The 3,587-nt window shown below is 38.6% G+C and carries 7 protein-coding genes; 3 read left to right on the top strand and 4 right to left on the bottom strand.

From position 1 onward, the window contains the following. Positions 1-251: SMI1/KNR4 family protein (locus Q0625_RS06550; RefSeq protein ID WP_366125063.1), on the bottom strand; the 251-nt coding region annotated here is incomplete at its 3' end. A gap of 60 nt (positions 252-311) precedes the next feature. Between Q0625_RS06550 and Q0625_RS06545 the strand changes: the two genes are divergently transcribed. After that, the gene (locus Q0625_RS06545; protein ID WP_298824814.1) at positions 312-788 is read left to right on the top strand and encodes a DUF2004 domain-containing protein; all 477 of its coding nucleotides are present in this window, start codon (positions 312-314) and stop codon (positions 786-788) included. A 54-nt stretch (positions 789-842) separates the two neighbouring features. Here the strand turns inward: Q0625_RS06545 and Q0625_RS06540 are convergent, their stop codons facing one another. Then, positions 843-1,094 (bottom strand): hypothetical protein, encoded by a 252-nt coding sequence (locus tag Q0625_RS06540; protein WP_298824812.1) that lies wholly within the window; start codon positions 1,092-1,094, stop codon positions 843-845. Between the two features lie 42 nt (positions 1,095-1,136). Then, positions 1,137-2,084 (bottom strand): hypothetical protein, encoded by a 948-nt coding sequence (locus Q0625_RS06535; RefSeq protein WP_298824810.1) that lies wholly within the window; start codon positions 2,082-2,084, stop codon positions 1,137-1,139. Between the two features lie 122 nt (positions 2,085-2,206). Between Q0625_RS06535 and Q0625_RS06530 the strand changes: the two genes are divergently transcribed. Both Q0625_RS06530 and Q0625_RS06525 read left to right on the top strand, forming a co-directional pair. Beyond that, entirely contained in the window at positions 2,207-2,416 is a 210-nt protein-coding gene (locus tag Q0625_RS06530; RefSeq protein WP_298824808.1) for a transcriptional regulator, read from the top strand. Beyond that, positions 2,404-2,685: a virulence protein gene (locus Q0625_RS06525; protein ID WP_298824804.1), complete on the top strand. Its 282-nt coding sequence runs from the start codon at positions 2,404-2,406 to the stop codon at positions 2,683-2,685. Before Q0625_RS06530 ends, Q0625_RS06525 begins: the two co-directional genes overlap by 13 nt. 86 nt (positions 2,686-2,771) lie before the next feature. Here the strand turns inward: Q0625_RS06525 and sufB are convergent. Further along, the coding region (gene sufB / locus Q0625_RS06520) for a Fe-S cluster assembly protein SufB (protein ID WP_298824802.1) at positions 2,772-3,587 on the bottom strand (816 nt) is incomplete at its 5' end.

Here is a 3,587-nt window from a genome sequence, read left to right as displayed (position 1 = left end):
CCTTGGTTTTCTTCACAAAAGCATAAGTAATCCCCTGCAAAATACAATTGCTGGGGTGTTGCCAACGAGTTATAGGATTGGTTTACACTTTTGGTTGCTCCTAACTGTAAATAATACGCTCGGAACTCCTCAGGCAAGGTGATGTGTAAGCGTTTTTCAGCCTTTAACAATTGTGCTTCCGAGAAGCCCTTGCAGTCCTCAGGAGCTAATTGGTATAGTCTTTTGATACATTTTTCTACTACTTCATTCATATTGTTAATTGTATTTCATTTTTTTGTTTTACCTTTGCAAAGATAAATAAAAATATCATTATGGCATCTATTACACACCCTTATTTTGGCACGCTTGATACTAGTGTTATACAAGAAGATTTTGACCCAGATGTGCTATGGGAACAAAAAGTAACTTTCCAAGAATTAAGCGACCCTGTTGAGTTTAGTCTTTGGTTGGCTAAAAAAGAGGAAATTAGCAAGGAAAGATTGGATTTGTTTGAGCAATTTATCAAGCACTTCCCTGAAAGAGACCAACAGGCACGCAAAGCGCTCAAAAGCTATTTAGAACAAGATAGCGAGTATATAGATTTCCATATAGACGAATTAGAGTTAGAGGTACCTACCTCTATTGATGATTTTGTGACAGCTATGAAAATTAATAACGTGGGGCTTTGGTGTATTTCAAAGGAAGAAATTATTGTCGATTATATGATAGACCCTGACCAAAGTGACGAGATTCTTGCTGTTCGTTTTAACTTAGACGGCAGCTTCAGTTCTATTGCTTGGGAAAGCTAATTCCAGTCCTTAGTTGTTAGGTAATCACTAATAGCTAAGGACTAATAACTATTTTTAATATTTCAACAAATAAAAGCCCCATACCATATTGCTAAACTCCCCTGCTACAAAGCTGTGTGTCTCGCCGTTTATCACTACTTTATAAAGGCAAAAAGACCTTTCGGCGTGATAGAGAGGGTCTGTTACTTTTACATATTCTCCCGTTTCTTGCCATTTGTAGTGAAATATATTTACACCAAAGAGCTTTACCTCGCCTTCTACTCCCGAGGTTTCAAACTGCCACGATTTTTGCTTGCATAATTTCATACTAAAATAATCATTAGTGTTTGGTTATAGGGAATAGATCCGTTACTGTTGAAGGCTACGTCCTACCATTTTTTTATAATCACTATCAGCTTCTACACATAGTAAAAACTGTTGTTTTTCAAAAAAATGAATAAGTTTCTCACCTCCTGAAATAACTGTTGTATCTGTTATCCTTTCTTCTTGCAAAGAGAACTTCCATAGATTGTGGTCATTGCTTAAAAAGAGTGATTGCTCATCTGCCGAAAGTTGTATACGTTTTTTAAAAGGTAGCCCCAGAGGATAGTCCTTTTGAGAACCATCTGTTTTGAGTACTCGTATGATGTACAAAGGCTTCTTAATCCCTGTAGTATTGCTCCTTGGCGGAATATACTGCCCCAAATGGAAATACCAATTGCCCTTACTATCTCGGCAAACGGAATGGAAGCTGTCTGTTTTAAAAAGGAGTTCTATTTTGTTTGTTGTAGTATCATAGCGCTGTATTACCCCATTTTGGTAAGAAGCTATGAGGTAAGTATCTGGTTTTTCTCGTGTTATCAAGGCACAGCCTTCTCCTTTGATTCTCTTTTTCCTTGTACTTTCTTCTACATAGTTGTAAGCGGTAACAGTTATACTGTTGAAATTCATTAGTATAAGGGTATCTTGGTCATTGGAGGCTACATAATCAGAAAACTTAGGTATGCCTTTTTCGTGTTTTTTGACTACTGCCAAAGTCTCTCTGCTGAGTTGGAATATTTTATTATCAGTAAGGGCGAAGATATATTGCCCATCTGCACTGAAATACATACAGCGCACACTGTTGCGTATCAACACATTGGCTACTTCTTTACCCGTAGAGAAGGAGAGCTTATGCAATCGCATCGAGGCATACTTCGAACCCCAACCATCAGCTATATAGAAATGGTCGGGATTAAAGGGGTCGGCAAGTGGAGGAGTAAGACTCCCATAAATACCGTTTTTCAGTGTTGTTTTCCAAATGATTTCTGTTTGCATAGTAAAACTTAACTCATAGAACTTATCACTAGCTACCGTATTAGCATTGCAAAGATACAATTTTTTAATGATTGTTTGTTTATTTTTTTTGTAGTACCTTTGCAAGGTCAAAGAAAAAGAATATGAAAAGTAAATTCAAAGTAGGGCAACGTGTATGGGTATCCCCTCAACTGACCAACAAACCTGATTGGGTGGAAGCTACTATCACACAAATAGATGACAATCCTTTTGTAGGAATTGTCATAAATGTAAAAACTGATAGCGGCGAACTCTTTTTTGAAAAAGAAGATATGTTCAAACCTTTAGAAGCCTTAGAATTATGTACGCTATAGCTTTTGACCTAATTATCTCTCAATTAAGAAAGCACTATAATGCCCCTTACAACAATGCTTATGCAGAAGTCAAAAAGGTTTTGGAAGAAAATGGTTTCTTTTGGATTCAAGGAAGTACCTATGCAACCCAAGGAGACCTAAAGGTACTTTTTCGAGCTATCCAAAGTCTAAAAAGTCTCCATTGGTTTTGTCTTTCTGTAAGAGATATACGAGCTTTTAAGATAGAGGACTACTCTGACTTTACTGAGGAGTTTCAACTCTCCCATTAACAAACAAATGACCATTGCTAAAACAATGACCAATGACAAACCTCCTCAAGATTCGTCATTGGTCATTAGTCACTGGTCGTTAGTCACTATCCCACACTGCCTTCCAAAGATATCTCTAATAGTTTCTGGGCTTCTACAGCAAACTCCATAGGGAGCTTGTTCAGCACTTCCTTTCCAAAGCCATTCACAATTAGAGAGATGGCTTTTTCAGTATCTATCCCTCGTTGGTTACAATAGAATATTTGGTCTTCTCCGATTTTGGAGGTAGTAGCCTCGTGCTCTATCTGAGCGGTAGGGTTTTTTGCTTCTATATAAGGGAAAGTATGTGCTCCACAATTATTGCCCATGAGTAGGGAATCACATTGGGAAAAATTACGAGCATTCTTAGCATTAGGCACCACTTTTACCAGACCTCGGTAACTATTCTGCGATCTACCTGCCGAAATTCCTTTGGAAATAATGGTAGATTTGGTATTGTTGCCCAAGTGTATCATCTTAGTCCCTGTATCGGCTTGTTGGAAGTGATTTGTTACCGCAATAGAGTAGAACTCCCCTATGGCATTATCTCCCTTAAGCACTACGGAAGGATACTTCCAAGTAATAGCAGAACCTGTCTCCACTTGTGTCCAAGAGATTTTAGCATTCTTTTCCGCTAAGGCACGCTTAGTAACAAAGTTATACACACCTCCCTTACCGTCCTTATCCCCTGGGAACCAGTTCTGTACGGTAGAGTATTTTATTTCTCCTCCGTCCATAGCGATAAGCTCTACCACGGCAGCGTGAAGCTGATTTTCATCGCGCTTAGGAGCGGTACAACCCTCCAAGTAGGAGACATAAGCACCTTCATCCACGATAAGCAAGGTACGCTCAAACTGACCTGTACCTGCCTGATTGATACGGAA

This window comes from uncultured Capnocytophaga sp., assembly GCF_938029845.1.
In the GTDB taxonomy this organism is placed as follows: Bacteria; Bacteroidota; Bacteroidia; order Flavobacteriales; family Flavobacteriaceae; genus Capnocytophaga.
Note: the sequence above shows the minus strand (reverse complement) of the source record. Positions and strands in the feature narration are given on the sequence as shown.